The 25,310-nt window shown below is 64.2% G+C and carries 36 protein-coding genes; 3 read left to right on the top strand and 33 right to left on the bottom strand.

Annotated features, from left to right (window positions below):
* Positions 1 to 639: 639 nt before the first annotated feature.
* From rplQ to queF, 33 genes are all read right to left on the bottom strand, one after another.
* Complete coding sequence (gene rplQ / locus Q1X76_RS03210) at positions 640 to 1,044, bottom strand: 50S ribosomal protein L17 (RefSeq protein WP_300718083.1); 405 nt, start codon at positions 1,042 to 1,044, stop codon at positions 640 to 642.
* The gene (locus Q1X76_RS03205) at positions 1,034 to 2,077 is read right to left on the bottom strand and encodes a DNA-directed RNA polymerase subunit alpha (protein WP_300718082.1); all 1,044 of its coding nucleotides are present in this window, start codon (positions 2,075 to 2,077) and stop codon (positions 1,034 to 1,036) included. Before Q1X76_RS03205 ends, rplQ begins: the two co-directional genes overlap by 11 nt.
* An 11-nt stretch (positions 2,078 to 2,088) precedes the next feature.
* Positions 2,089 to 2,715 (bottom strand): 30S ribosomal protein S4, encoded by a 627-nt coding sequence (rpsD, locus tag Q1X76_RS03200; protein ID WP_006008451.1) that lies wholly within the window; start codon positions 2,713 to 2,715, stop codon positions 2,089 to 2,091.
* Between the two features lie 47 nt (positions 2,716 to 2,762).
* Positions 2,763 to 3,152: a 30S ribosomal protein S11 gene (rpsK, locus tag Q1X76_RS03195; protein WP_006008449.1), complete on the bottom strand. Its 390-nt coding sequence runs from the start codon at positions 3,150 to 3,152 to the stop codon at positions 2,763 to 2,765.
* Between the two features lie 45 nt (positions 3,153 to 3,197).
* Positions 3,198 to 3,566: a 30S ribosomal protein S13 gene (gene rpsM, locus Q1X76_RS03190; RefSeq protein ID WP_040369828.1), complete on the bottom strand. Its 369-nt coding sequence runs from the start codon at positions 3,564 to 3,566 to the stop codon at positions 3,198 to 3,200.
* Between the two features lie 15 nt (positions 3,567 to 3,581).
* Positions 3,582 to 3,695, bottom strand: a complete 114-nt coding sequence (gene rpmJ / locus Q1X76_RS03185) for a 50S ribosomal protein L36 (protein WP_005027799.1) — start codon at positions 3,693 to 3,695, stop codon at positions 3,582 to 3,584.
* A gap of 149 nt (positions 3,696 to 3,844) precedes the next feature.
* Positions 3,845 to 4,639 carry a type I methionyl aminopeptidase gene (map, locus tag Q1X76_RS03180; protein WP_300718081.1) on the bottom strand — a complete coding sequence of 265 codons (795 nt, stop codon included), beginning with the start codon at positions 4,637 to 4,639 and terminating at the stop codon, positions 3,845 to 3,847.
* Between the two features lie 24 nt (positions 4,640 to 4,663).
* Positions 4,664 to 5,977, bottom strand: coding sequence for a preprotein translocase subunit SecY (gene secY, locus Q1X76_RS03175; RefSeq protein ID WP_300718080.1), 1,314 nt, complete (start codon positions 5,975 to 5,977; stop codon positions 4,664 to 4,666).
* A 117-nt stretch (positions 5,978 to 6,094) separates the two neighbouring features.
* Positions 6,095 to 6,559, bottom strand: coding sequence for a 50S ribosomal protein L15 (rplO, locus tag Q1X76_RS03170; protein WP_300718079.1), 465 nt, complete (start codon positions 6,557 to 6,559; stop codon positions 6,095 to 6,097).
* A 27-nt stretch (positions 6,560 to 6,586) separates the two neighbouring features.
* Entirely contained in the window at positions 6,587 to 6,763 is a 177-nt protein-coding gene (gene rpmD, locus Q1X76_RS03165) for a 50S ribosomal protein L30 (protein WP_300718078.1), read from the bottom strand.
* Positions 6,764 to 6,765: 2 nt separating this feature from the next.
* Complete coding sequence (rpsE, locus tag Q1X76_RS03160) at positions 6,766 to 7,278, bottom strand: 30S ribosomal protein S5 (protein ID WP_300718077.1); 513 nt, start codon at positions 7,276 to 7,278, stop codon at positions 6,766 to 6,768.
* A gap of 1 nt (position 7,279) precedes the next feature.
* Positions 7,280 to 7,639: a 50S ribosomal protein L18 gene (gene rplR, locus Q1X76_RS03155; RefSeq protein ID WP_006008437.1), complete on the bottom strand. Its 360-nt coding sequence runs from the start codon at positions 7,637 to 7,639 to the stop codon at positions 7,280 to 7,282.
* 14 nt (positions 7,640 to 7,653) lie between these two features.
* Positions 7,654 to 8,193: a 50S ribosomal protein L6 gene (rplF, locus tag Q1X76_RS03150; RefSeq protein ID WP_300718076.1), complete on the bottom strand. Its 540-nt coding sequence runs from the start codon at positions 8,191 to 8,193 to the stop codon at positions 7,654 to 7,656.
* Between the two features lie 9 nt (positions 8,194 to 8,202).
* Positions 8,203 to 8,583, bottom strand: a complete 381-nt coding sequence (gene rpsH / locus Q1X76_RS03145) for a 30S ribosomal protein S8 (RefSeq protein ID WP_006008433.1) — start codon at positions 8,581 to 8,583, stop codon at positions 8,203 to 8,205.
* 691 nt (positions 8,584 to 9,274) lie between these two features.
* Positions 9,275 to 9,460, bottom strand: a complete 186-nt coding sequence (locus Q1X76_RS03140) for a type Z 30S ribosomal protein S14 (RefSeq protein ID WP_006008429.1) — start codon at positions 9,458 to 9,460, stop codon at positions 9,275 to 9,277.
* A 10-nt stretch (positions 9,461 to 9,470) separates the two neighbouring features.
* Positions 9,471 to 10,010: a 50S ribosomal protein L5 gene (gene rplE, locus Q1X76_RS03135; RefSeq protein ID WP_006008426.1), complete on the bottom strand. Its 540-nt coding sequence runs from the start codon at positions 10,008 to 10,010 to the stop codon at positions 9,471 to 9,473.
* Between the two features lie 9 nt (positions 10,011 to 10,019).
* Positions 10,020 to 10,352 carry a 50S ribosomal protein L24 gene (rplX, locus tag Q1X76_RS03130; RefSeq protein WP_040369827.1) on the bottom strand — a complete coding sequence of 111 codons (333 nt, stop codon included), beginning with the start codon at positions 10,350 to 10,352 and terminating at the stop codon, positions 10,020 to 10,022.
* A 9-nt stretch (positions 10,353 to 10,361) separates the two neighbouring features.
* Positions 10,362 to 10,730 carry a 50S ribosomal protein L14 gene (gene rplN, locus Q1X76_RS03125; protein WP_006008423.1) on the bottom strand — a complete coding sequence of 123 codons (369 nt, stop codon included), beginning with the start codon at positions 10,728 to 10,730 and terminating at the stop codon, positions 10,362 to 10,364.
* 9 nt (positions 10,731 to 10,739) lie between these two features.
* Positions 10,740 to 11,003 carry a 30S ribosomal protein S17 gene (gene rpsQ, locus Q1X76_RS03120; protein ID WP_006008421.1) on the bottom strand — a complete coding sequence of 88 codons (264 nt, stop codon included), beginning with the start codon at positions 11,001 to 11,003 and terminating at the stop codon, positions 10,740 to 10,742.
* 12 nt (positions 11,004 to 11,015) lie between these two features.
* The gene (gene rpmC, locus Q1X76_RS03115; RefSeq protein WP_006008419.1) at positions 11,016 to 11,234 is read right to left on the bottom strand and encodes a 50S ribosomal protein L29; all 219 of its coding nucleotides are present in this window, start codon (positions 11,232 to 11,234) and stop codon (positions 11,016 to 11,018) included.
* A 1-nt stretch (position 11,235) separates the two neighbouring features.
* On the bottom strand, positions 11,236 to 11,649 hold the full coding sequence (gene rplP, locus Q1X76_RS03110; RefSeq protein ID WP_300718075.1) for a 50S ribosomal protein L16: 414 nt from the start codon (positions 11,647 to 11,649) through the stop codon (positions 11,236 to 11,238).
* Positions 11,649 to 12,290 carry a 30S ribosomal protein S3 gene (gene rpsC / locus Q1X76_RS03105; protein ID WP_006008414.1) on the bottom strand — a complete coding sequence of 214 codons (642 nt, stop codon included), beginning with the start codon at positions 12,288 to 12,290 and terminating at the stop codon, positions 11,649 to 11,651. Before rpsC ends, rplP begins: the two co-directional genes overlap by 1 nt.
* Before the next feature lie 3 nt (positions 12,291 to 12,293).
* A complete protein-coding gene (gene rplV, locus Q1X76_RS03100; protein WP_006008412.1) occupies positions 12,294 to 12,632 on the bottom strand; it encodes a 50S ribosomal protein L22 in 339 nt (112 codons plus the stop codon).
* 9 nt (positions 12,633 to 12,641) lie between these two features.
* Positions 12,642 to 12,926 carry a 30S ribosomal protein S19 gene (rpsS, locus tag Q1X76_RS03095; protein ID WP_006008410.1) on the bottom strand — a complete coding sequence of 95 codons (285 nt, stop codon included), beginning with the start codon at positions 12,924 to 12,926 and terminating at the stop codon, positions 12,642 to 12,644.
* A 9-nt stretch (positions 12,927 to 12,935) separates the two neighbouring features.
* Complete coding sequence (gene rplB / locus Q1X76_RS03090; protein WP_300718074.1) at positions 12,936 to 13,766, bottom strand: 50S ribosomal protein L2; 831 nt, start codon at positions 13,764 to 13,766, stop codon at positions 12,936 to 12,938.
* A 1-nt stretch (position 13,767) separates the two neighbouring features.
* Positions 13,768 to 14,058 carry a 50S ribosomal protein L23 gene (gene rplW, locus Q1X76_RS03085; RefSeq protein ID WP_300718073.1) on the bottom strand — a complete coding sequence of 97 codons (291 nt, stop codon included), beginning with the start codon at positions 14,056 to 14,058 and terminating at the stop codon, positions 13,768 to 13,770.
* A 12-nt stretch (positions 14,059 to 14,070) separates the two neighbouring features.
* Positions 14,071 to 14,694, bottom strand: a complete 624-nt coding sequence (rplD, locus tag Q1X76_RS03080) for a 50S ribosomal protein L4 (protein WP_300718072.1) — start codon at positions 14,692 to 14,694, stop codon at positions 14,071 to 14,073.
* 13 nt (positions 14,695 to 14,707) lie between these two features.
* Positions 14,708 to 15,337, bottom strand: coding sequence for a 50S ribosomal protein L3 (gene rplC, locus Q1X76_RS03075; RefSeq protein ID WP_300718071.1), 630 nt, complete (start codon positions 15,335 to 15,337; stop codon positions 14,708 to 14,710).
* A 12-nt stretch (positions 15,338 to 15,349) separates the two neighbouring features.
* Positions 15,350 to 15,667 (bottom strand): 30S ribosomal protein S10, encoded by a 318-nt coding sequence (gene rpsJ, locus Q1X76_RS03070; protein ID WP_006008400.1) that lies wholly within the window; start codon positions 15,665 to 15,667, stop codon positions 15,350 to 15,352.
* 1,043 nt (positions 15,668 to 16,710) lie between these two features.
* Positions 16,711 to 18,021, bottom strand: a complete 1,311-nt coding sequence (gene ftsY / locus Q1X76_RS03065) for a signal recognition particle-docking protein FtsY (RefSeq protein WP_300718109.1) — start codon at positions 18,019 to 18,021, stop codon at positions 16,711 to 16,713.
* Between the two features lie 1,434 nt (positions 18,022 to 19,455).
* On the bottom strand, positions 19,456 to 20,466 hold the full coding sequence (locus Q1X76_RS03060) for a hypothetical protein (protein WP_300718070.1): 1,011 nt from the start codon (positions 20,464 to 20,466) through the stop codon (positions 19,456 to 19,458).
* The gene (murJ, locus tag Q1X76_RS03055) at positions 20,463 to 22,130 is read right to left on the bottom strand and encodes a murein biosynthesis integral membrane protein MurJ (protein ID WP_300718069.1); all 1,668 of its coding nucleotides are present in this window, start codon (positions 22,128 to 22,130) and stop codon (positions 20,463 to 20,465) included. Before murJ ends, Q1X76_RS03060 begins: the two co-directional genes overlap by 4 nt.
* 132 nt (positions 22,131 to 22,262) lie before the next feature.
* Positions 22,263 to 22,766 carry a preQ(1) synthase gene (gene queF / locus Q1X76_RS03050; protein ID WP_300718068.1) on the bottom strand — a complete coding sequence of 168 codons (504 nt, stop codon included), beginning with the start codon at positions 22,764 to 22,766 and terminating at the stop codon, positions 22,263 to 22,265.
* A gap of 124 nt (positions 22,767 to 22,890) precedes the next feature.
* Between queF and Q1X76_RS03045 the strand changes: the two genes are divergently transcribed.
* From Q1X76_RS03045 to yjgA, 3 genes are all read left to right on the top strand, one after another.
* On the top strand, positions 22,891 to 23,673 hold the full coding sequence (locus tag Q1X76_RS03045; protein WP_300718067.1) for a MogA/MoaB family molybdenum cofactor biosynthesis protein: 783 nt from the start codon (positions 22,891 to 22,893) through the stop codon (positions 23,671 to 23,673).
* Positions 23,674 to 23,790: 117 nt separating this feature from the next.
* On the top strand, positions 23,791 to 24,615 hold the full coding sequence (locus tag Q1X76_RS03040; protein ID WP_300718108.1) for a 4-hydroxybenzoate octaprenyltransferase: 825 nt from the start codon (positions 23,791 to 23,793) through the stop codon (positions 24,613 to 24,615).
* A gap of 1 nt (position 24,616) precedes the next feature.
* Positions 24,617 to 25,165: a ribosome biogenesis factor YjgA gene (gene yjgA / locus Q1X76_RS03035; protein WP_300718066.1), complete on the top strand. Its 549-nt coding sequence runs from the start codon at positions 24,617 to 24,619 to the stop codon at positions 25,163 to 25,165.
* Positions 25,166 to 25,310 lie beyond the last annotated feature (145 nt).

The following is a 25,310-nucleotide window of genomic DNA, read 5'->3' as shown; positions in this document are numbered from 1 at the left end:
ACGAACCTCGCTTTGTTGAAATGAAAAATATCCGTCCGCGCCGGACAAGGCGGGCAGACCTTTTGCCGGGGACCGCGCATCCCGCCGGGCAAACGGCGCATGCGGCGCACCGGGCGGACAGGCCGTCCATGCCATGAAAGGGCCGCGCTGGCAAGTCGCCGGGCACGGGGAAGCTTTTTTCGAGGGGGCGAGGGCAACTTTCCCTCGCGCCAGAAAGTTTCCCTCGCCCCCTCGGGCTCCCCCACTCCCTTCAAAACGCGCCCGTCAGGGACAAGGTACGCTCGCCGCACAGCCCGTCTCCGGCACGGGGAGATGTCCCCGGCCTCCGCAGGATGGGAAGGCAGGGCCTACGCGGCGTGAAAGCGGGGGACTGGGGGCAAGCCCCCCTCCCTGGGCAGCCCCGCTCCGGCGCGGGAAGATGGTCGCTGGCTCCGCAGGACGGGGAGTCAGGCACAACGCGACGGCACGCGACGAGATGCGGGAGGAGGAAGGCAGGGAGGACACAGGGAAAACTGTGCGGGCCGTGACGTAAAGGCTCGCGCGCCATCGCTCCCCGGCGCGGCAACGAAAAAGGCCCCCTTGCGGGGGCCCTTGTGTTCGTTTCCCGTGGTCCGGTCAGACCGGACATGGTCGGCGGAACTACTCGGCGCTTTCAGCCTTGGCGGGAGCTTCCGTCTTGGCTTCGGGCAGGCGGGTCAGTTCGATGATGGCCATGGGAGCATTGTCGCCCTTGCGGGGCATGGCCAGCTTCAGCACGCGGGTGTAACCACCAGGCACACCGGCGAACTGGGGGCCGATTTCGTCAAACAGGCGCTTAACCAGAGCGTAGTCGCACAGCACACGGTACGCCAGACGGCGGGAGTGCAGGTCGTTGCGCTTGGCCAGGGAGATCAGCGGCTCGACAACGCCGCGGAGTTCCTTGGCTTTCACTTCGGTGGTGCGGATGCGGCCGTGGATAAGCAGCGCCTTGGCGAGATTGTGCAACAGGGCCTTACGGTGCGCAGGCGTCCGCGAAAGTTTTTTGCCGGAATTGCTATGCCTCATTTTGCTGCTTCCTTTTCCAGTCCTGATATTTCTTTTCGAAACCGTCAACCTTCATGCCGAAATCAAGGCCCATGTCGTGCAGGACTTCCTTGATCTCGTCCAGAGATTTGCGGCCGAAGTTCTTGGTTTTGAGCATTTCAGCCTCGGAACGCTGCACCAGCTCGCCCACCAGCGCGATATTGGCGCTGCGCAGGCAGTTGGTGGCGCGCACCGAAAGCTCAAGATCGTCGATGCTCTTGAAGAGATGCTCGTTGGTCTCGCCGCTGTCGCTGCTGCCGTGACGCATGTCGCCGGAAACACGTTCATCGAAGTTGATGAACACCGAGATCTGGTCCTTGATGATCTTGGCGCTGTAGGCGATGGCGTCTTCAGGGGTCAGCGAGCCGTCGGTCCACACTTCGAGGATCAGGCGGTCGTAGTTGGTCATCTGACCGACACGGGCCTGTTCCACGGTGTAGGCGACCTTGCGCACCGGCGAGAAGGAGGAGTCCAGCTTAATCAAACCGATTTCATCGGCCAGACCTTCGTGCATGTCGGCGGGCACATAGCCCTTGCCCATGCGCACTTCAAATTCCATTTCCAGCACCACATCCTCGGTGAGGGTGGCGATGTGCTGTTCGGGATTGAGTACGGTCACATGCTGGTTGGCCTGGATCTGGGCGGCCGTAACAGGCCCTTTGCTGTCCACGCGAAGCGTCAGGCGCTGCGGTTCGTCCGTGTCCATGCGCAGACGCACCTGCTTGATGTTCAGCACCACGTCGGTCACGTCCTCGAGGACGCCGTGGATGGTGGTGAACTCATGCTGCACGCCGGTAATCTTCACAGACACAAAGGCAGCACCCTGCAGGGAGGCGAGCAGCACACGACGCATGGCATTGCCGATAGTGGTGCCGTAACCTCTCTCCAGCGGTTCGCAAACAAACTTGCCGTGCGTGCTGCTGGCCGTGTCTTCGTCGCGCAGGATCTGGTCGGGCTTGACGAGCTCGTTCCAGTTGCGCGCATTGATAAGGCGTTCGCCCTGTTTGATAAGCATGAAGCCCCCGCTTATTTCGAGTAAAGTTCAACGATCAGCTGTTCATTGACCGGGAACTGGATGTCGTCACGCTGCGGCAGAGCCTTGACGGTGCCCTTGAAGGCGGCGCCGTCGGCTTCAAGCCAGGCGGGGCAACCGCGGCGGGCGATGACTTCCTGGGCTTCGGCCAGAACGGGGATCTTGCGGTTCTTTTCGGGCACTTCGATGGTATCGCCCACGCGCACCTGCAGCGAGGGGATGGTCACCTTGTGGCCATTGAGGGTGAAGATGCCGTGGCGCACCAGCTGGCGGGCCTGGTTGCGGGAGTTGGCGAAACCGAGACGGTACACCACGTTGTCCAGACGGCGTTCCAGGATCACCAGCAGGTTGGTACCGGTGACGCCCTTCTGCATTTCAGCCTTTTCAAAGTATCCGCGGAACTGCTTTTCCAGGATACCGTAGCTGCGGCGGGTCTTCTGCTTCTCACGCAGCTGGACGGCGTATTCGCTGACTTTCTTACGCGCACGGCCATGCTGGCCAGGAGCGTAGGGACGGCGATCATAGGCGCACTTGTCGGTAAAGCAGCGGTCGCCCTTCAGGAAGAGCTTGCAGCCTTCGCGACGGCAAATGCGGCATTTGGCTTCAGTATATTTGGCCATTTGAAGAATCCTCTTGCGTTGATTACCACTGCCTCGCGGGCAGCCAACTACACGCGACGGCGCTTGGGCGGCCGGCAGCCATTGTGGGGGATGGGCGTGACGTCGCGGATGAAAGCAACCCGGAAGCCAACAGCGGCAATGGCGCGCATGGCGGCTTCACGGCCGGAGCCGGGGCCCTTCACATACACACCCACGGTGCGCATGCCGTTGTCCTGGGCCTTGCGGGCGGCAGTTTCGGCGGCAACCTGGGCGGCGAAGGGGGTGGACTTGCGGGAACCCTTGAAACCGCTCTGGCCGGAAGAGGCCCAGCTGATGGCGTTGCCGCGCGTGTCCGTAAAGGTGATGATGGTATTGTTGAACGAAGCCTGGATGTGGGCGATGCCCACGGGCACGTTCTTCTTTTCTCTTTTCTTGACCACTTTCTTGGGTCTGGCCATGATGTTACCTCAATCTGGCTAAATTCGCGTGAAAAAGAATGCGCCCTACTTCTTCTTGCCCACGACGCCGCGACGGGGACCCTTGCGGGTACGCGCGTTGGTATGGGTGCGCTGGCCGTGCACGGGCAGACCACGACGGTGACGCAGGCCACGGAAGCAGCCGATGTCCATGAGGCGCTTGATATTGGTAGAGATCTCGCGACGGAGGTCGCCTTCCACCTTGTAGTTCTGTTCGAGTTCCTTACGGATCTCGTTCACTTCGTCGGCGGAAAGATCATCGATGTTGCGCTCCCAGTTCACACCGGTGGTGCTCAGGATCTGCAGGGCCGTCGCACGGCCGATGCCATAGATATAGGTGAGCGCAATGTCCACACGTTTGCCACGAGGCAAATCAACACCTGCAATTCTCGCCACAGTACGTCTCCTGCCCTAGCCCTGGCGCTGCTTGTGCCGGGGGTTTTCGCAGATCACTCGAAGAACACCCTTGCGCCGGATCACCTTGCACTTGGGGCATATTTTTTTGACGGAAGGTCTGACTTTCATGATTCGTCTCCAGTGAGTGGCAAAGCCATACGGCTCTGCGTGACCAAGGTCTGCCGCTGCCGGAAGCACAACACAAACCCGGTCAATACGGCTGCTCACCGCCCGTTAGCGGCGGGAACAGAAACCTTTATCCATCTTTACCTGCTCTGTCAACAACCAATTGTCGTCCGGTTCAGGCCGCGATCCGAAATGCTCAGGATGCGCGGCCCGGCCGGAGTGATGGCTACGCTGTGTTCAAAATGCGCAGCCAGCTGGCGGTCGCGTGTCACAGCAGTCCATTTGTCTTCCAGAACGTCCACCTCGTAACTGCCGGCGGTGACCATGGGCTCAATGGCGATGACCATGCCGTTGCGCAGGGTCAGCCCGCGGCCGCCGGGGCGATAGTTGGGGACTTCCGGCTTTTCGTGCATCTTGGCGCCCACTCCGTGGCCCACATACTGACGCACGACGTTGAAACCGGCGGCTTCCACATAGTCCTGCACGGCGGCCCCGATGGCATAGACATCGTTGCCCGCCCGCGCCTGCTCGATGCCGACGTACAGACTTTCTTCCGTGACGCGCATGAGCTTGCAGGCCTCCTCGCTCACCTTGCCCACAGGGAAGGTGCGCGCAGCGTCGCCCACAAAACCGTCAAAGACCACGCCCATGTCGACGCTGACGATGTCCCCTTCCTCAAGCAGCCGCGGGGAGGGGAAACCGTGGACCACCTGCTCGTTGACCGAGCAGCATGTGGCGTAGGGGTAGCCGTAATAACCCAGAAAGGCCGGTTTCACTTTATAATCGGCGCACATGTCGCGCGCCAGTTCTTCAAAGCGCATGGTCGTTTCGCCCGGCTTCACGATGTCGCCGATGGCGTCCAGGATGTTGGCCACCATCCGGTTGGCCTCGCGCAGGCAGGCGATCTCCCGCTCATTTTTAATGAATGCGCCTTGATACTTTTTCATGACTTCCAGCTCGCTTTGCCAGAATTACATGCGGCCGCCCTTGCGGGCCGCCTTGTTCATCAACCCCTGGTACTGGGTTGAGATCATGTGGGATTCGACCTGATTCATGAAGTCCATGGCCACGCCGACAAGGATCAGCAGACTGGTGCCGCCAAAGTAGAACGGCACGTTGAACTTGGCGATCATGAGCATGGGCAGCAGCGAAATGGCCGAAATGTACACCGCGCCGCTCAGGGTCAGGCGCGAGAGCACCGTGTCGATGTATTCCTGGGTGCGTTCGCCGGGGCGGATGCCGGGGACGAAGCCGCCGTTCTTCTTCAGGTTCTCGGCCATGTCCTTGGGATCGATGATGATGGCCGTGTAGAAGTAGCAGAAGAAGAAGATCAGGACCACATAGAGCACATTGTAGAGGATGCCGTGCGGCGCGAAGAAGTCCGTGACCATCCGCACATATTCATTGGTGGAGAACTGGCCCACCGTGGCCGGGAACAGCAGCAGCGACGAGGCGAAAATGGGCGGGATGACGCCCGCCGTATTGACGCGCAGGGGCAGGTGCGTGTTCTGGCCGCCAAACATCTTGCGTCCGATCTGGCGCTTGGCGTAGCTGATGGGGATACGGCGCTGGGCACGCTCCACGAACACGATGGCCGTCAGCACGGCGGCCATGAGCAGCACGATGATGACCGCGAGGAAGATGCTCATGCTGCCGGACTTGATGAGGTCCATAGACTGCATGATGCCGCGCGGGATGCCCACCACGATGCCGCAGAAGATGATCAGGGAGATGCCGTTGCCGATACCGCGCTCGGTGATCTGCTCACCCAGCCACATGACGAGCATGGAGCCCGCCGTGAAGGTGGCCATGGTCACCATGCGGAACTGCCAGCCCGCGTTGAGCACGATGGGCGTGCCGTCGGGGCTGGTCATGGATTCGAGCCCGATGGAAATGAACAGGCCCTGCACCAGGGTGATCAGCACGGTCAGGTAACGGGTGTACTGGGTTATCTTGCGGCGTCCGGCCTGGCCTTCTTCCTTGGCCATGCGCTTGATGTCGGGGCTCACCACCTGCAAGAGCTGCATGATGATGGACGCCGAGATGTAGGGCATGACGCCCAGAGCGAAGACGGACACGTTGGACAGGCCGCCACCGGAGAACATGTCGAACATGTCGAACAAGGTTCCCGACAGGCTCTTGAAGTACGCGGCAAGGGCCGCGGCATCCACGCCGGGGATGGGCACATGGACCCCGATTCTGTAGCAGCACAGGAGGAGGAAGGTCCAGCCCAGGCGCTTGGCCAGGGAAGATTGTCCGAGAGGATTAGCCGATGTTGATGCCATGAATCACTCGTTACCTTTTACGCTGTAAGGGACGCTATGCGCGGGAGCGTCTTTACCCCGCGCCCATTCCGGCGCGGGGTAAAGACGTCCGCCTGCCGTTGCCGGCATGGCGCATGGTTACTCAGCCGCTTGCGCAGCTTCAAGTTCGGTGGCTTCGCCGCCGGCGTTGCGGATCTTTTCCGCAGCGGCCTGGCTGAACTTGTGAGCTTCCACCTTGAGGGCCGACTTCACTTCGCCGCGGGAAAGCACTTTCACGGGCGCGCCCAGACGGGCCAGGCCGCGGGCGTAGATGTCGTCCAGGGTGATCTCGCTCTTGCCTTCGAAGGCTTCCTGCAGACGGTCCAGGTTGATCACGTCGTAGGTCACCTTGAAGGGATAGTTCTTGAAGCCGTGCTTGGGAAGACGACGCTGCAGGGGCATCTGGCCGCCTTCGAAGCCGGGACGCACGCCGCCGCCGGCACGGGCATTCTGACCCTTGTTACCCTTGCCGGAGGTGCAGCCCAGGCCCGAACCGGAACCACGGCCCACGCGACGGCGGGTTTTGCGCTCTTCCGGGAAGGGAAAGAGATTGTGCAGTTGCATGATATATACTCCTCCTGCGGCCGTGGACTAGTCCACCAGGGCCACAAGGTGCGAAACTTTGGCAATGATGCCCCGGATGGCCGGGGTGTCCTTGAACGTCTTGACCTGTTCGCGACGCTTGAGGCCAAGGGAGTCCAGCAGCTGGCGCTGGGCCGGCGTGGTGCCGATGCGGGAACGCACGAGTTTGACCGTGATTTCAGCCATGACTACTTCCTCGGGGCTTCAAGCTTCTTGCCACGCAGCTCGGACACTTCGTCGGCGCTGCGCAGGGAGATCAGGCCCTGCATGGTGGCACGCAGCACGTTATGGGGGTTGTTGGTGCCGATGGCCTTGGCCAGGACGTCACGCACGCCCACGGCTTCCATGACGGCACGCACGGCGCCGCCGGCGATGATGCCGGTACCTTCGGAGGCGGGCTTCAGCATGACGCGACCGGCGCCGAAGCGGCCCAGCACTTCGTAAGGCAGGGTGCCTTCCACCAGAGGAACCTGCACGCGGTTCTTGCGAGCGCGTTCAGTGGCCTTGCGCAGGGCTTCGGGCACTTCCTGGGCCTTGCCCAGGCCGTAACCCACGCCACCCTTGCCGTCACCCACCACCACGAGGGCGCTGAAGCTGAAACGGCGACCGCCCTTGACCACCTTGGCCACGCGGTTGAGGGAGACGATCTTTTCGATTTCGCCCAATTCGTTCTGTTTGGTTTCGGTATTTTCCTGACGCATATTAGAACTCCAGGCCGCCTTCGCGGGCGCCGTCGGCGACGGCTTTCACGCGACCGTGATAGAGGTACCCGTTGCGATCGAACACCACCTGGGTGATGTTCTTTTCCTTGGCAAGACGGGCGATTTCCATGCCCACCTTCTCGGCGCCGGCCAGGTTGCAGTGCATGCCGGCTTCGGTCTTGGCAAGGCTGAGGGTGGAGGCGGCAACCAGAGTGGCGCCTTCCTGGTCATTCACGATCTGAGCGTAGATGTGCATGTTGGAACGGTAGACCACCAGACGCGGACGCTCGGCAGTACCCTGCACTTTTTTACGAATGCGGACCTTGCGGCGCTGACGGGATTCATTCTTGGTAAGTTTCATGACGCAATCCCTACCTACTTCTTACCGCCAGACTTACCGACCTTGCGGCGGATGGTCTCGGTGGTGTACTTGATGCCCTTGCCCTTGTAAGGTTCGGGCTTGCGGATGCGACGGATCTTGGCGGCCATTTCGCCCACCAGTTCCTTGTCGGCGCCGCTGATGGTCAGGACCTGACCTTCAGCCTTGGCCTGGATACCTTCGGGCAGTTCCACCAGCACGGGGTGGGAGAAGCCCACGGACAGTTCCACCAGGTTGCCCTTGACGGCAACGCGGTAGCCCACGCCGATCACTTCCAGGGACTTGGAGAAGCCCTTGGTCACGCCTTCGATGCAGTTGGCGAGCAGGGTGCGGCGCAGACCGTGCTGGGCACGGCTGTGACGGTTGTCTTCCACGCGGGTCAGGGTCAGCACACCGTCGGTGAGGTCATAATGCAGCAGGCTGCACACAGGGGTATGCAGCGTACCCTTGGGGCCCTTCACTTCCACAACATCCGTCCCGATCTTGACTTCAACGCCAGCGGGGACGGTAATGGGCTGTTTGCCGATACGAGACATGGCGCACCCCTACCAGATTTCACACAGAAGTTCGCCGCCCACCTTCTTTTCATGGGCGGTCATGCCGTCCAGCACGCCGCTGGACGTGGACAGAATGCAAATGCCGAGGCCGTTCTGCACTTTGGGGATCTGGTGAGCGCCCACATACACGCGGCGACCGGGGGTGCTGACGCGCTTCAGGCCGGAGATGACGGCCTTGCCCTTCTGGTACTTCAGCGTGATGGTAATGTTGCGGTCGTCGATAGCCACGTCTTCGACGTAACCTTCCTGCTTGAGGATGGCGGCTAAGGCTTCTTTCATCTTCGAGCGCGGCACATTCACTTCCTTGTGCAGGGCCAAATGTGCGTTGCGGATACGGGTCAGCATATCCGCAATAGGATCTGTCAACATCGATAGCTCCTAAGGTTGGTTTCGTGAGGGGTTAGCGGCCCCATGCCGCCACTTCCCGCACACAATCGAAAGTCCATATCCCAAGCCGGGCCAAAAGGCAATGATTTTTTTGCCGCGACCCGCCCGTTCCGCCCCGGGGAACCGGGCCCGGCTCCAGGCCGGTGACGAACGACGTCGCGCCCGGACGGGAACGCACGCCACAGAGCCACGGCGCCCGGTCACGGCACCGGAGCCGTGCCTACGGGCAGGTCCGCAGGCACGGCGCTCCGCTCCCCTGCCGCCGGACCGGCAAAGCGGCGCCCCCCGCATGGAAGCGGCGGGCCAGACCTGCCGGGAAAGCGTGGGCCGCAAGCCATGCGTCCACCCTTTGAGCGGAGCGAGTCCCCTCCCCACCGCGGGGCGAACAGCGCCGTAAAGCGTGCCGGTCTCCGGGCAGGCCTCGGGCACGGCGCTCCGCTCTCCTGCCGGCGGCCCGGAACACCAGCCCCCCACACACACCGGGACGGCCAGCAGCTCCCTGCCCCGTCCTGACAGGCAGCTGCCGCCACTACAGGAACACACACCGCCCTGACAGGTGCTTGCTACCACCATAAAAGGCACGCAGCGCCCCGCCCGCCCGGACACAGATGCACGAAAAGAAAGAGGGACCCCTTGCGGAGTCCCTCCATCGTTCAGATCTGTCGGGATGCGCTTACCAGCTGGATTTGCGCACACCGGGCAGTTCGCCGCGCAGGGCCATGTTGCGGAAGCAGATACGGCAGATGCCGAACTGGCGCATGAAGGCCCGGGGCCGCCCGCAGATGGGGCAGCGGTTGTAGGCGCGGGAGCTGAATTTGGGCTTGCGGGAAGCCTTCACTTCAAGAGCGGTACGGGACATAGCTCTACTCCTACTTGCGGAACGGCATGCCCAGCTGGTCCAGAAGGAACTTGCCTTCCTTGTCCGTGGTCGCCGAGGTGACAATGGTGATGTTCATGCCCTTGGGGTTTTCCACACGGTCAGCTTCCATTTCGGGGAAGATGGTGTGTTCCTTGATGCCCAGGGTAAAGTTGCCGCGACCATCAAAACCACGGTCCGGGATACCGCGGAAGTCACGCACGCGGGGCAGGGCGAAGTTCATCAGCTTGTCCAGGAAGTCCCACATACGATCCTTGCGCAGGGTGACGCGAGCCCCGATGGGCATGCCTTCACGCAGCTTGAAGGAAGCGATGGACTTCTTGGCGCGGGTCACCACGGCCTTCTGTCCGGCGATGGCGGTCAGTTCCGCCACGGCTTCTTCCATCAGCTTGTTGTTCTGGCTGGCGGCGCCGAGACCGATGTTCAGAGAGATCTTCTCGATGCCGGGCAGTTGCATGGAGGAGGAGTAGTTGAACTCCTTCTGCAGTACCGGAACCACTTTCTCTCTATAAATCTTTTCAAGGCGTGTCATCGTATCACCTTATTCCATAACTTCGTTGCACTTCTTGCAGAAGCGCACTTTTTTCTGCTTGCCTTCGGACTCAATGTACTTGTAGCCCACCTTGGTCGGCTTGGCGCAAGCGGAGCACACCACCATCACGTTGGACACGTGGATGGGCATTTCCTTTTCCACGATGCCACCGGGCTGCTGGGCATAGGGGTTGGGGCGCATATGGCGCTTGGCCACATTGACCTTTTCCACCAGCACGCGATCCTTCTTGGGAAGGACCTTGAGCACCTTGCCGATCTTGCCCGCGTCCTTGCCGGTGATGACCATCACCTTGTCGTCCTTGCGGATGCGATACGTTTTCATAGTCATCTCCTACAGCACTTCGGGGGCAAGCGAAATGATCTTCATGAAGTTGGCGGCGCGCAGCTCACGGGCGACGGGTCCGAAGATACGGGTGCCCACGGGTTCGCCCTGGTTGGAGAGCAGGACAGCGGCGTTGCCGTCGAACTTGATGTAGGAGCCGTCCATGCGGCGCACTTCCTTGGCGGTGCGCACGATAACGGCCTTCATGACGTCGCCTTTCTTGACCTTGCTGTGGGGCATGGCTTCCTTGACGGAGACGACGATGATGTCGCCCACGGAAGCGTAACGGCGATGGGAACCGCCGAGCACCTTGATGCAGGCCACCTTTTTGGCGCCGCTGTTGTCGGCCACCTGAAGCGTCGATTCTACCTGGATCATGGTTCTACCCTACACAGCCTTTTCGATGATGGAGACCAGATGCCAGCGCTTGTTGCGCGACATGGGGCGGAACTCCACGATTTTAACCTTGTCGCCCATGCCGCATTCGTTCATGGGATCATGAGCCGTGAACTTTTTGCGGCGCCTCACATACTTCTTGAGCAGAGGATGCTTCACCAGCGTTTCAACGCGCACGACGATGGTCTTGTCGTTCTTGTCGCTGACAACGATACCGGTGAGGGTTCTGCCCTTGCGGTTTTCCAGAGCTTGCATGGTTCAGCCCCTCTATTCCTTTTCAGTCAAAACGGTGGAAATGCGAGCCACCTGACGGCGCATGGCCTTGAGCTCGGAAGTCTTTTCAAGCTGCGCGGTGGCATGCTTGAAACGGGCCGTCATGAGTTCTTCGCGCTGTTCGGCCAGTTTGGCACGCAGCTCTTCGACGCTCATGTCGCGCAGCTCGGCGGCAGTGGCCATGGCGGCTTTTTCGTTCTTCTTGGCAGCCATACTACAGGCCCTCCCTCACCACGATGATGGTCTTCACGGGCAGCTTGTGGGCGGCGCGGGTCAGAGCCTCGCGAGCCAGGTCAAGGCTGACGCCCTTGATTTCATACAGCACGCGGCCGGGCTTGACCGGAGCGCACCAGCCCACCGGAGCCCCCTTACCGGAACCCTGACGGGTTTCCAGAGGCTTGGCGGTCACGGGGCGGTCAGGGAAGACGCGGATCCAGACTTTGCCGCCGCGCTTGATGTGACGCATCATGGCGATACGGGCGGCTTCGATCTGCTGGCTGGACAAATGACCGTGCTGCACGGCCTTCAGGCCAATATCACCAAAGGCGATGGTGGCGCCGCGGCTGGCCAGGCCGCGCAGGCGGCCCTTCTGCCATTTACGGAATTTAACTTTCTTGGGCGCGAGCATTACTGATCAACCTCTTTGTCAAGGATTTCACCCTTGTAGATCCACACCTTGACACCGATGATGCCGTAGGTGGTGTGCGCTTCGGCAAAACCGTAGTCGATGTCGGCGCGCAGGGTCTGCAACGGCACGCGACCGTCACGGTACCATTCGGTACGGGCGATTTCAGCGCCCGCCAGACGACCGGAGCAGGTCACCTTGATGCCTTCGCCGCCGAACTTGCGGGCCATGGACACCGTGCGCTTCATGGCGCGACGGAAGGCCACGCGGCGTTCCAGCTGCTGGGCGATGTTTTCGGCCACGAGCTGGGCTTCCACTTCGGGACGGCGGATTTCATTCACTTCCAGCGAGAACTCACGGCCAAACTTCTGGCGGAGATCGCCGCGCAGCTTTTCGATTTCCACGCCCTTGCGGCCGATGACGATGCCGGGACGGGCCGTGGACAGGATCAGACGGATCTTGCCGCCGGCGCGTTCGATTTCGATCTTGGCCAGCCCCGCATGATAGAGGAGCTTCTTCACATAGGCGCGAATCTTGCTGTCTTCAAACACAAAGGCAGGGTAGTCCTTCTTGCTGAACCAGCGGGACTGCCAGTTCTTGTTGTACCCCAGCCGGAAGCCAAACGGATGAACTTTCTGACCCATAGCCTATTCCTGCCCTTCTGCGAGTATAACGGTAACGTGGCTGGTACGCTTGTGAATCTTGGTGGCACGGCCCTGGGCGCGGGGCATGAAGCGCTTCCAGGTGGGGCCTTCGTTCACGATGACTTCCTTGATGACCATGGCGTCCACGTTCACGCCACCCAGCTGGGAGGCATTGGCCACGGCGCTCTTGAGCACATTCAGCAGCACGCCGGCGGGCTTGTTGGGGGTGAAGCGCAGAATGTTCATGGCTTCTTCCACACCCTTGCCCTGCACGTTCTTGGCCACAAGGCGGGTCTTGCGGGGCGACACGCGCTGGAATTTCGCGATAGCTTTGGATTCCATATCTCTACCCTACTTCTTGCCGGCCTTGGCCTTTTTGTCGGCGGCATGGCCGTGGAAGGTACGGGTGGGCGAAAATTCGCCCAGCTTGTGACCCACCATGTTTTCGGTCACGAACACCGGCACAAACTTTTTGCCATTGTGCACCGCAAAGGTCAGACCCACCATTTCGGGCAGGATGGTCGAGCGGCGCGACCAGGTCTTCACCACGCGATGGTCATTGCTGGCCACCGCAGCGTCAACCTTTTTCATCAGATGGCCGTCAATGAACGGCCCTTTCTTCAAAGATCTGGGCATCTGCTACTCCTACTTCTGGCCGCGGCGCTTGATGATAAGGCGCGAAGAAGCCTTGTTCTTGTCGCGGGTCTTGAAGCCCTTGGCAGGCATACCCCAAGGCGACACGGGATGACGACCACCGGAGCTGCGGCCTTCGCCACCGCCCAGGGGATGGTCGATGGGGTTCATGGCCACACCACGCACCTGGGGACGGCGACCCAGCCAGCGGTTGCGGCCGGCCTTGCCCAGCGAGATGTTTTCGTGCTGGATGTTGCCCACCTGGCCCACGGTAGCGACGCAGGAAGCCAGGACCTTGCGGACTTCGCCGGAGGGCAGGCGCAGCAGGGCGTACTTGCCTTCCTTGGCCACGAGCTGGGCATAGGTGCCAGCGGCGCGGCAGAGCTGGCCGCCCTTGCCGGGGTACAGCTCGACGTTGTGGATCACGGTACCCACCGGGATGCGCGACATCTGCATGGCGTTGCCGGGCTTGATGTCGGCGCCGTCACCGGCCAGCACCACGTCGCCCTGCTTCAGACCCACAGGAGCGATGATGTAGCGCTTTTCGCCGTCCACATAGTGGAGCAGGGCGATACGGGCGGTACGGTTGGGGTCGTATTCGATGTGCGCGACTTTGGCGGCGATGCCGAACTTGTTGCGCTTGAAGTCGATGATGCGGTACAGGCGCTTCACACCGCCGCCACGGCGACGGCTGGTCACGCGGCCGCGGTTGTTGCGACCGGCCTTCTTGGTCAGGCCCACGGTGAGCGACTTCTCAGGGGTCGTCCGGGTGATTTCCGCAAAGTCGGAAACCGTCTGGAAACGACGCCCGGCGGAGGTCGGTTTCAGCTTACGGACAGCCATGTTACACTCCCTCGAAGAACTCGATTTTATCGCCCTGGCGCAAGGTCACATAGGCCTTTTTCCAGCCGGGCTTGCGGCCCACCACGCGACCCTGGCGTTCCCGGTTGGCGGGAGCCTTGCGGACCACGTTGACCGCTTCCACTTTCACATCAAAAGCCTTTTCCACGGCCTGCTTGATCTCAAGCTTGTTGGCGCGGGGATGAACATAAAAAGCCACCTGACGGGACGCATCCTTGAGCAGGGTGGTCTTTTCCGTCAGCAGGGGCTTGATAAGGACCTGGGTGAATTCCATGAGTTGCCCCTCTTATTTCTCAAAGCGGGCCTGCACGGGCGCCACGGCGCCTTCCAGCAGGACCAGCTGCTTGTGACGGAGGATCTCCAGCACGCTCAGGCGATCAGGCGTGGTCAGCGTGATGCCGGGGATGTTGCGGGCGGAGCGGGTCAGGGCTTCGCTTTCCTCGGCGGTCACGATCAGGGCCTTGTTCAGGCCCAGGGTACCGGCCACTTTGGCGAAGTGCTTGGTCTTGGCTTCGGGCAGCTCGATGCCCTTGACCACCATCAGGTCTTCAGCGGCCAGGCGGCTGGACAGGGCCATCTTCATGGCCAGGGCGCGCACCTTGCTGTTGACCTTGAAGCTGTAATCGCGGGGCTGGGGGCCAAACACGATGGCGCCGCCACGCCACACGGGCGAACGGTTGGAGCCGGAACGGGCGCGACCGGTGCCCTTCTGCTTCCAGGGCTTCACGCCGCCGCCGGAAACGAAGGCGCGGGTCTTGGCCATATGGGTGCCAGCGCGCTTGGCGGCCATCTGGGCACGCACCACGAGGTTGAGGATCTCGGGGCGAGCCTCAACTTCAAACACGTCGGCGGAAAGCGTCAGTTCGCCGCATTCCTGCTTGTTCTGGTCATAAACTTTCACGGTAGCCATTGTTGTGCTTCCTCTACTGCTTGCGGATCAGCACCAGCCCGTTCTTGGGGCCGGGCACGGAACCCTTGATCAGGATGACGTTGTCGTCAGGACGCACGTCAACGATCGTCAGGCCCATTTCCGTCACGGTTTCGTTGCCCCAATGGCCAGCCATCTTGCGGCCCTTGAACACGTGGCCGGGGAAGGTGTTGTTACCGATGGAGCCGTTGTTACGGTGCACTTTTTCGCAACCGTGCGTATCCTTGGAACCGGCGAAGTTCCAACGGCGCATACGGCCCTGGTAGCCCTTACCGATGCTCTTGGCGGTCACTTTGACCACGTCGCCGGTAGCAAACATTTCCACGGTCAGTTCCTGACCGGGTTCCATTTCAGGCGCATTTTCCAGGCGGATCTCGCGCAGTTCGCGGTACAGGCCGGTGCCGGCCTTGGCGAAGTGGCCCTTCATGGCCTTGCTGACGTGCTTTTCCTTGTCTTCGGTCAGCGCGATCTGCAGGGCGTTGTAACCGTCGGTCTCAACGGTCTTCACCTGGGTGACGGGGCAGGGCCCGGCCTGAATCACCGTGACGGGCACAGCGGCGCCGTCGCCGGCAAAAATGCGGGTCATACCAAGTTTACGACCCAAAATTCCCATTTTCTCAGCCATGACTGCCTCTCACTAGAGCTTGATTTCAACGTCCACGCCAGCGGGCAGGGAAAGCTTGCCGAGGGCGTCAACGGTCTGCTGCGTGGGTTCAAGGATGTCCATAAGCCGCTTGTGGATGCGCATTTCGAACTGCTCACGGGACTTCTTGTCCACATGCACGGAACGCTGGATGGTGTACTTGTGAATATTGGTGGGCAGCGGGATGGGCCCGGCCACACCGGCACCGGTATTGCGCGCCGTATCCACGATTTCCGCAACAGCCTTGTCCAGGATGCGGTAATCGTAGGCTTTGAGCTTGATCCGAATGCGATCACTGCTAACTGTCGTCATTGTTGCCTACTCCGTTTGAAAAATCCTGGCCGGTTGGGTTCGGCACAGGTTTCTTAACAGCTTTTCGCGGGCCAAAAACCACGGGCCCGAAGGTCGGCCTCACCCGTTGGGGAGACTGGGCAACAACTTGGGGAAGAAAAGCGCTTGGATCAGCGCACATCACAGGATCTGAAGGAATCAGATGTATCGGAAGGTACGGACGCCTGAGCGTGCCTGCATCATCCGTGTGATGCTTCCCGGCGTAGCCCAGGCCTGTCACTGACTGAAGCAGTGACGAGGGTGGTCCCGCAGGGTCACCAAATGGGGGAACATCCCCCCTTACCTTTACAGCCCGGGGTCACCTGATCGCCAGGTGGGATCCGCTGTGTGGGCTGGAACGGCTCGACATTGTCTCGGCATCTGGTAACGCCTGCACATGTCAAAACCCGCCGCGGAGCGACCGCTTTGGGTGCATCAGGACAGGCTCGACCTGTCCTTCCCTGCCGTCCAGGGAACAGCCTTGTTGCTCAAGGCGAGGTTTCTTCTAGCCGGAATGGCAGGACGCGTCAAGTTTTTTTCACGGCAGCGCATCTTTTTTTGCCTGGCGGCGCGATTTTTTTGTCGCGTCCTGTCACCGGGCGCAACCGGCCGGGATATTTCATGACATTTTTCCTGCAATGCAAAAAAAATGCGATCGCACGGAAGGGCCGCCAACCGCAGGGGACAGGCACGCCGGCATCATCCGCGGCATGAGCAGGATCCCCTCCCATGCCGCCGGGGACCGGGACGGACCAGCCGGACGGACGGCGGAAGACAAGCCCGCGGCTCCGCCGGCATCCTTGCGGCCAGGGAAAAGGCGAAGAGGGGGACGTTCCCCGGCTGCCCCATAAAAAAGAGCAAGGGCGGTGGCCCTCATGAACCACCGCCCCAAAAGAGTTCGCTCATCTCCCGGCTGCCGGACGGCCACGGGAAAAGGGCATCCTGCCCGCGTTGCGCTCCTGTGACGATCCGCCCGCCGGGAAAAGCCCTCTCCCGCTCCCCGGCCCGATCCCTCAAGGCGGCCCCTACCTGCCCTGCTCCAGCCCGCCCAGCAGGGCGCGGGCGTAGTCCTCGCCATTGAAGGGGCGCAGGTCCTCGAGCTTTTCGCCCAGGCCCACATAGGTGATGGGCAGCTTTTCCTGCATGGCCACGGCGATGGCCACGCCGCCCTTGGCCGTGCCGTCCAGCTTGGTGAGGATGAGTTCATCCACGCCCGCGGCCTCCTTGAAGAGTTTGGCCTGCGACAGGGCGTTCTGTCCGGTGGTGGCGTCGATGACCAGCACGCAGCGGTGCGGCGCGCCTTCATGCTTCTTGCCCAGCACCTGGCGGATCTTGGTCAGTTCTTCCATGAGGTTGACCTTGGTCTGCAGGCGACCGGCCGTATCCACGAAGAGGATGTCCACCTTTTCGGCCAGGGCACGGTCCATGGCTTCGTAGGCCACCGAGGCCGGATCGGAGCCGGCGGGACGGGAGTGGAAGAGCGCGCCCACGCGCTCGGCCCAGACCTGCAGCTGCTCGATGGCGGCCGCGCGGAAGGTGTCGGCCGCGGCGATCATGACCTTCTTGCCCTGCATGCGGGCACGGTGGGCCAGCTTGGCGATGGTGGTGGTCTTGCCCACGCCGTTGACGCCGATGAAGAGCACCACCTCGGGCGGGTTCACGGCGCTGATGCGGCGCGGCAGGCGGAAGATCTCGTCCACCTCGGCCATGAGCAGGCCGCGCACGTCTTCCACGCGGGTCACGTTCTCCTTGCGGGCCCGTTCACGCAGGCGCTCCACCAGCTCCAGCGAAGGCTCGTAGCCCAGGTCGGCCATAATGAAGAGTTCTTCCAGCTCTTCCCAGAAACTTTCGTCGAGTTCGCCATGACTGCTGAACAGGCTGTCCAGACGGCGGGAGAACTGCTCGCGGGTGCGGCTCAGGCCCTCGCTGATCTTGAGGAACAGGCGGCTGCGTTCGTCCTCCTCGTCCTCCATGTCCAGGGCCAGGGTCAGACGGTATTGCAGTTCCGAACGGAATTCGTCCAGCTGCACATATTCCATGCGCTCCAGCCAGCCGCGGAAGTCATCCACGAAAGCGTCCACTTCGGCGGCGGGCGCATCCAGCGAACGCAGCAGGAAGCGCAGACGCTTCCAGAGTTCGTCCCCGGCTTCTTCCACCCCTTCCAGCACGATGCCCAGCCAGACGGAAAGGCGCGGCTCGGCCTCGCGCAGACGCAGGATCAGGGACTGGGCCAGGGCCGGATCGAGGCCGCAGGCATCCAGCGCGGGGGCCGCGGGACGTTCGGCCGTGGCGGCCTTGGCCGCGGCAGCAGTGGCCGCAAGGGCCGCCCCGGGCATGACATCAGCAGCGGCCCCGCCCTGTTCCGCCGTGGCGGCAGCGGCGCCCGCCACACTTTCTTCCGCGCCGGCCAGAGGTCCCTGCCCGGCGTTTTCGGGGGCTGCGGCGGCGCTTTCGTCAAGTTCCGCTTTGGCTTCGGCAGCTTCAACGGCTTCGGGACGCACTTCTTCGACCGTGCCCTGCGCCGCAGCAGCGGGAATTTGCCCCGCTCCGCCAGCCTGGGCCGCAGCTTCCGGCCGGGCCGCGTCTTCATCGCTCCCGAAGATGCGCTGCCACCAGCTGCGACGGGGCGCAGCCGCGCCGGACGCTTCTTCCGCCCCTTCGCCAGCATCCTCGCGGGCCGTTCCCTCCTGCGCGGTCTGCGTCCCGGCGGCATCATCTTTTCCAGCGGCCTCCGTCCCGGCATCGACGGTCCCTTCCGCCGCTTCGTCGGATACCATGGACATGGCGGCGGCCCTATCGTCACCGGCAGCGGCATCAGCCACACCGACGGCGGCCTCCGACGCTTCCACGGACAGCGGCGCTTCGCCCTCTTCACGGGCAGCATCCGCAAGGGGGGCGGTCACAGCAGCGGCCTCCCCTGTTCCAGGCAGGGCCTCTGCCGCTTCGGAAAGACCTTCTGCCACAGCGGCTGCGGGAGCCGCATCTTCGCTGACCGGTGCCGCGCAGCCCTCAGCCTCTCCGGCTTCCGGGGCGTCGGCCCCAGGGGCCGCCGTGTCCGAAGCGGTGTCCTCCTGTGCGGGAGCGACGGCTTCCGCAGCAACGTCATCGGGAGTTCCTTCCGCCACCCCAGCCCCGGCAGCCGTTCCCGAAGCGTCCGCTTCGGTCTGGGGCAGCCCGTCGTCCGCGGCAGCCGCCGGAGCCTCATCCGCCCCGGCAACAGCTTCGCTTTCAGCCACCACGGGCGGCGCATCCTGCGGCGCCGGGCCCCAGGCTACCGTCACGGGCTCTACCGCCGCAGCGGCGGCCCCGGCTTCCGCCGGAGCTTCGGACGCCACAGGCCGGCAGGCAGGTGTCACGTCCATCGCGACAGCCCCGACGCTCCCGCTCTCTCCTGCGGCGGTCCCGGCAGCGGCTACCGCGCTCCCGGCGGCCTCGTCCATCGCGGGCTCGCCACCGGCAACAGCGGCCTCCGCATCGGGCTGCGCCTGTCCGGCTTCTCCGGCGGCAGGTGCTGCCACGTCTTCCGGCACTTCGTCCGCAGATGCGTCTTGCGCAGGAGCAGGGCCAGCGTCAGCGGCCGGGACCAGTGCCGCTTCCGGAGCGCTTTCCGGCTCCGCCACGGCGCTCCCGGCAGCAGCGGCAGGCGTCTCCGGGGCAGCAGGGGCAGCGGCCGCGTCCTTCTCTGCGGTCGCGACCTGCGTTTCTTTCACTTCCTCGGCGCCCCCGCCAAAAAACTTTTTCACTGCGGAAAAAAAGCCCATATTCTCTCCTTATTTCACGGCGGCCCCGGACAGGGCCTGCAAAACGTCTTCAAGCTCCGCGGCGCAGCGCTCCACGGCCAGCGCGCGTTCCTCGCACGCCGGATCTTCCAGGGCCCGGCACATCTCGCGGGCGCTCTCCTCCAGGCGGGCGGCCCCCAGACAGGGCGCCGCGCTGACCAGCATCCGCCCCAGATGGCACAGGCCCGCCGCTTCGTCTTCCGCATACAGGCGCAGCATGAGGGTGGGCGCGTGGGCGAAGCTCTGCCGGAACAGGGCCGCGGTCAGATGCCAGGTCTCGGGATGCCGCTTCTGGAAGCGCCGGCCCTGCATGGCGTCCACCGGCAGGGCAGCCGCTGCCTCCGCGCCGGCATGCGCGCCGTGCGGGCCGTCAGGGGCCGGACCGCCCGCGGCAGCGGCCTCCGCAACAGGCTCCCGCCGCAAACAGCGGCGGTACAGGCCCCGCAGCAGCGCCAGATCGCCCCAGTGCCAGTACAAAGCGCCCAGGAACAGGCTGAGCAGCAGGATGTTGAGGACGAAACGCCAGCCTTCGCGCCGGACGACCTGATCCATGCCTTCCTCGATGAGCCGCCGGGAAAGATAGACCTCCACGGAGCCCACGGGCTGGCCCTCACGGCGCAGGGGGCTCATGCCCTGCACGGTGTCGGCCGTGATCTCCCCGTCCCAGGACACGGCTTCCCAGTGGCGGTTGCGCCGCTGGCCGGTGAACAGGCTGTCCGCCACCTGCACCGTCACGGCGTAGAGGCGCTGGTCTTCCATGAGCCCGGTCACCAGGGCCGCCGCGGACGATCCGGCGATATCGCCGTTGAGGCTCAGGAGATGGGCAAAACGGCTGGCGATCCGGCCCGCTTCGCTTTCCAGACGGTTCTGGGCGGCATTGCGCTCGGCCGTGATGTTCCAGGCGGCCTGCGCCAGAAACAGCAGGACGGCCAAAAGCCAGCAGGCCAGCGCCACCCAGCGGCGGTACCTGGCCAGAAAAAGCACGAAATCTGACCGCTTCACGAGCGGGAATCTCCTTGAAGTTTGGCGCGCAGCCTGTGCAGCAGCGTGCGCGCATCCGCATCCCCGCACAACACGAGGACGCATGCCCAGACCAGACAGCCGGCCGCGATGGCCAGGGCCAGGGGCACCGCCACGGGCAGGCCGGGCAGCAGCACCGGTACGGCGGACAACGCTCCCTGCAGGGGACAGGGCATGCCGCACAGACGCAGCGCGACCAGCGCCGCTGCCGCTGCCGCCAGAGCGGCCAGAGCATGGCGCGCGACGGCCTGCCTGTCCAGCAGGCAGGTCCCGGGCAGGTACGGCCGCAGGCGCAGACGCAGGCCCCGCCACAGGCAGAGTGCCTGCAGCCATAGGGCCGCGCTGGCCGCCGCGGCAGGAAGGCAGACATTCATGTCCCTTGCCATACTATGTAACAGGCCCGCCCCGCCTGCAAGTGCAAATAGCAGTGCCAGCAGGGCCGAGGCGGCCGTCAGGCGCACGGCCCCCAGGGCGTTGCAGCCCGCCAGCAGGCAACGGCTCAGGGCGCAGGCGGGCAGGCAGGGCAGATAGGCCCACAGGGCCAGGGTCACGGCCCGCACGCCCGCGGCATCGAACTGCCCGTGATGCAGCAGGGCCTCCACCAGACAGGGGGCCACGGCCCAGAGACCGGCGGCGGCAGGCAGGGAGAGCAACGTCCCCCAGCGCAGGGCCAGGGCCAGATCGCGCCGGAAGGTCCCGAAATCTTTTTCTCCGGCCAGACGGCTCAGGCGCGGCAGGCTGGCCATGCCCAGGCAGACGCCGATCAGGCCCAGGGGCAGTTCCAGCAGGCGTTCGGCATAGTACAGGCCCGCTATCTGGCTGCCCGCGGCCAGGCCCATGGCCGCCAGCATGACCAGTTGCGGCGCGGCCGCGCCCAGCAGCCCCAGGGGCAGACGCCCCAGGCAGGCCCAGAGCTCGCGCCCGGAAGGCATGGCGGCGGGATCCGGCGGGGCCGCCGCGGGCAGGACGCGGCGGACATAGCCCCACTGGGCCAGCCATTGCGCCAGCCCGCCCAGGCTCATGCCCGCGGCCAGGGCCACGGGGACGGCCGCCGTGCCCCCGAGCATCCAGCCGCCCAGCATGGCGCTGATGACCACCCCGTTGAACAGGAGCGGCGAGAGCGCGGGCAGCCAGAAGATCTCGCGGCAGTGCAGCACCGCCATGCCCAGGGCCGCCAGCCCGGCCAGCAGCACATAGGGCAGGCAGAGGCGCAGCAGGCGGCTGCCCCCGGCCAGGGCATCGGGCGTGAGGGCGGGGGCCAGGCAGGCCAGCAGCTGCGGCGCCGCCAGTATGCCCAGCAGCACCAGGGCGCCCAGTGCCAGCGCCAGCCGCCAAAACAGGGCCGCGGCCAGGGCGGGCAGCAGCGCACCGCTCTCCCGGGCACCATCCCGGCGCACCAGCCAGGCCGTCAGGGTCATGGACAGGGAGCCCTCGCCCAGCAGGCGGCGCAGCAGATGCGGCAGGCGCAGGGCGGCCACCAGGGCGTCGGCCAGCGGGCCGCAGCCCACCAGCCAGGCCATGCCCGTGTCCCGTACCAGCCCGAGCACGCGGGACAGCAGGGTGAACAGGGCCAGCATGCCCGCCGTACGGGCCAGGCGGCCGCCGGCTGGGGGGCAGGCGGCAGTGCCATGCGCGGAAGGGCTCATGGATCCATCCTTATAAAAAGGCACGCGCCGGTCCGGCGGGACCGGCTCCGGGCGTGCGGGACACGGCAGGAGGGCCTGCCGCCAGGCAGCGGGCAAGGCCGATGCTCACCTGCTGCCGGCCGGACGCCCCGTTCACGGTCTGTGCGGATCGCTCTCCATGCGCCAGGCCTGCACGGCGGCGCGCACGGCAACATCCTGTTCCTGCGGCATCTCCTTGAACTGCTCGGCGAAAACATGGATGCGCGTGCCGCCCCGGGGCACGAACAGGCCCTTGACGCGGCACCAGCAGGGTTCGAGCACGGTCCAGAGGTCTTCCAGCACCGTGTTGGTGATGGTCTCCATGAAGGACTGGTGATTGCGGAAGGCGAACATGTACAGCTTGAAGCTCTTGGATTCCACGCACAGCCGGTCCGGGATGTACTCCACGCTGATGGTGCCCATGTCCGGCTGGCCGGTCACGGGGCACAGGGAGGTGAATTCGGGGAAGGTGATGCTGATGACGTACGGACGCCGGGGATAACGGTTGGGGAAGGATTCCAGCAGCGCCGTGCTGGGGCCGCCCTGCAATTCGGGCATCTTGCCGGTCCCCAGCACATGCAGATGCTGCGTCTGGTCCTGGCTGCGGGTGGTGGACATGGAAACTCCTTTGCGGGATCTGGCCGGGCCGGGGACGGCGCACGGCTGCCGTCCTTGTAACTTATTGTGCTTGCCGCTACAATAGCGCCCGTTGTCTGCCGTTCCGGCAGCTCGTGGAGGATGCATGAAACTTTCCCTTGCCTTGCGCGCCTGTTCCGCCGGGGGCCTCATGCCCCTGTCCGTGGCCCGGGTCGCAGGGATGCCCAGCCATCGTCTGGCTTCCCCTCTGGTGCGCCAGTGCCCCTTCCTGCCCGTGGGCACCGGCCTGTATGATGCGAACGATATGGAACTGCTGCGCGTCACGGGGCGCTGCTGGCTGCCCGCCGATGACGGCGGCCACGCCCTGCAGTGCCTGATGACCCGCGCCCTGGTGGACCTGCCCGTGGGCGAGACCAGCCTGGAGACGCGCCGCACGGGGCGCGCCCTGGCCTGGGTGACGCTCTCGGACAAGGGCTCGCAGGGCCTGCGCGACGATACCAGCGGCCCGGCCATGGCCGCCCTGGTGGCCGATGCCCTGCCCCTGTGCCACAGCCAGGGCTTCCTGCTGCCCGACGACGCGGTGCAGCTGCGGGCCCTGCTGACGGATCTGGCCCTGGACCAGGGCTATGACATCATCTGCACCAGCGGCGGCACGGGCGTGGGCCCGCGCGACATCTCGCCGCAGGTCACGGCCTCCGTGCTGGACTATCCCCTGCCCGGCTTCAGCATGGCCATGATGCAGGCCAGCCTGACCAAGACGCCCCATGCGGCCATCTCCCGCGCTGTGGCCGGGGTGCTGGGGCAGAGCATCATCATCAATCTGCCCGGCAGCCGCAAGGCCGTGCTGGAAAACCTGGAAGCCGTCCTGCCCGCCCTGCCCCATGCCCTGGACAAGCTGCACGGCGATCCCGCCGACTGTGGAGGTTAATCCCCGATGAAACTGGCCCGATTCCCCCTGCCCCATGTGACGCCGCCCTCCTTCCGCCGCCCCTCCTGCAAGCTGTGCGGCCGTTTTTCCCTGCGCGGCTTCGTGTCCTTCTGCCGCATGATCCGCATCGAGCATTCCATCTTCGCCCTGCCCTACGCCTGGGCCGGGGCCGTCATGGCCGCCGGCGGCCTGCCGCCGTGGGACAAGCTCGCCCTGCTGACCGTCGCCATGGTGGGCGTGCGCTCCTTCGCCATGGGCATCAACCGCATCTTCGACCTGCCCTTCGACCGCGAGAACCCCCGCACCGCCGGGCGGCAGCTGGTCACCGGCGAGATCAGCGTGCGCCAGGCCTGGATCTTCTCCCTGGTCATGGCCGCCATCTTCGTGGGCGCCTGCGCGGCCATCAACATGGTCTGTCTCATCCTGTCGCTGCCCGCCCTGATCTTCGCCGCCGTGTACAGCCTGACCAAACGCTTTACGGCCATCTGCCACTTCTGGCTGGGCGCGACCCTGGGCCTGGCCCCGCTGGCCGGCGCCCTGAGCGTGCATCCCGAAAGCCTGGGCCTCGGCCCGATCATGCTCTTCTTCGCCGTCACCTTCTGGGTGGGCGCCTTCGACATCTACTATTCCTTCCAGGACTATGATTTCGACGTGGCCTTCCGCCTCTGTTCCGTGCCCGCGCTCCACGGGCCCGACACGGCCCTGGCCATCGCCGGCTTCTCCCATGCGGTGACCTCCATCTTCCTCCTGCTGACCGGTCTGGCCGCCGGCCTGTCCTGGCCCTGGTATGTGCTCTGGGCCGGCGTCTCCCTCATCCTGTTCTGGGAACATCATCTGATGCGGCCGCAGGACCTCAGCCGGGTGAACATGGTCTTCTTCACCCTCAACGGCATCATCTCGCCCCTGGTGCTGGTGGGCGTCATCCTGGGCGTGGTGCTCTAAGATGCCGCGCAAGAAACAGTATCAGTGGCATGCGGAGAGCGACGGGCAGCAAGCCGCCGAGCAGCCCAGCCGCTCGGCCAAAAAACGCCAGAGTACCGCCCTGCAGGAACTGGGCGCCGAGCTGACCAAACTGCCCCCCAACGAGCTGGACAGGCTGCCCCTGACGCCCGATCTGCTGGAGGCCCTGCGCCTCTATGCCCGCATCAGCAATCGCGAGGGCAAGCGCCGCCAGCTGCAGTTCATCGGCCGTCTCATGCGCGAGGTGGACGCCGGCCCCCTGGCCGAAGCCATCGAGGCCCGCAAGAACGGCCAGCAGGCCGATGCCGCCCGCCTGCATCTGGCCGAACAGTGGCGCGAACGGCTGCTCACCGCCACGGACGGGGAACTGGACGCCCTGCTGGCGGCCTTTCCCTGGCCCGATGGCGACAGCGGCGGACGCACGGAGCTGGAAGCGCTGCTCTCCAGGGCCCGCCGGGAGGACGCCGCACGTCCGCCCCATGCGCGCCGGGCCCTGTTCCGTGCCATCATGCGCCTGCTGGAAGACCGTTAGGCTCAGGACCCGGGACGTTTTGTCTTGAGGGGGAAGGGACCCCTTTGCGTTGCTGTCGATGCCCGTAGCTTCCTGCGTCGCAACGGGCACGGCCTGCCGGCCGCCATCCGGTCGCGCGTTGCTGTCGATGCCCGTAGCTTCCTGC

Origin of the sequence: uncultured Desulfovibrio sp., from assembly GCF_949282365.1 — a bacterium.
In the GTDB taxonomy this organism is placed as follows: Bacteria; Desulfobacterota; Desulfovibrionia; order Desulfovibrionales; family Desulfovibrionaceae; genus Desulfovibrio.
This window is presented reverse-complemented; position numbering and strand designations above follow the sequence as displayed.